The 781-nt window shown below is 66.8% G+C and carries 1 protein-coding gene; it reads right to left on the bottom strand.

Features of this window, described 5'->3' with window-relative positions:
- Window positions 1-773: condensation domain-containing protein (locus tag ABD329_RS47905; RefSeq protein ID WP_344318307.1), on the bottom strand; the 773-nt coding region annotated here is incomplete at its 3' end.
- Between the last annotated feature and the right edge of the window lie 8 nt (window positions 774-781).

The following is a 781-nucleotide window of genomic DNA, read 5'->3' as shown; positions in this document are numbered from 1 at the left end:
ACAAAACGAGCCGCGATCACCTCCACCGACTCCCGGTCGAACACATCAGGCCGGTACCCCCACCGCACCTGAAGCCGCTCACCAGGAATCACCGTCAACGCCAACGTGTAATGCGTCGCATCCCGACCCTCACTGGCCCGAAAACGCACAGCGCTGTCCTCGGTCGCTCCAGGCTCCACCGGGTAGTTCTCGTAAATCACCACGGTGTCGAACCGCGCTCCCGCACCCGCCGCCGCCTGAATCTCCGGCAACCCAGCGAACTGATGCTCCGACAACCGCGCCTGCATCTCCTGCAACCCCGACAACAACCCCGACACCCGCACCCCAGCCCCCGCCGTCACCCGCACCGGCACCGTATTGATACACAACCCCACCAACGACTCCGCACCCACCAACTCCACCGGCCGCACCGCCACCGTCGCCCCGAACACCACATCCTCACGCCCCAACAACCGACCCAACACCACACCCCACGCCCCCTGCACCAGCGTGTTCAACGTCAGCCCCAACTCCCTCCCACGCCCCACCAACCGACCCGTCAAACCCCCCGAAACCTCACACCACACCTCACCCGGCACCACCCCACCACCACCAGAAACCACCGGCCCCAACACCGACCCCTCCTCCACCCCCTCCAACACACCACACCACGCCGCAACCGCCGCACCCCGATCCCGCGACCCATACCACGCGAGGTAGTCGCGGTACGGCGTCGGCCTGGGCAGTGCGGACTCCTGACCCGGCTGCTCGTACAAGGCGAACAGATCCCGCACCAGCAGCG

The sequence above is a fragment of the Streptomyces javensis genome (genome assembly GCF_039525925.1).
GTDB lineage: Bacteria > Actinomycetota > Actinomycetes > Streptomycetales > Streptomycetaceae > Streptomyces > Streptomyces asiaticus.
The sequence above is the reverse complement of the archived record's forward strand: the minus strand, read 5'-3'. Positions and strand labels throughout refer to the sequence as shown.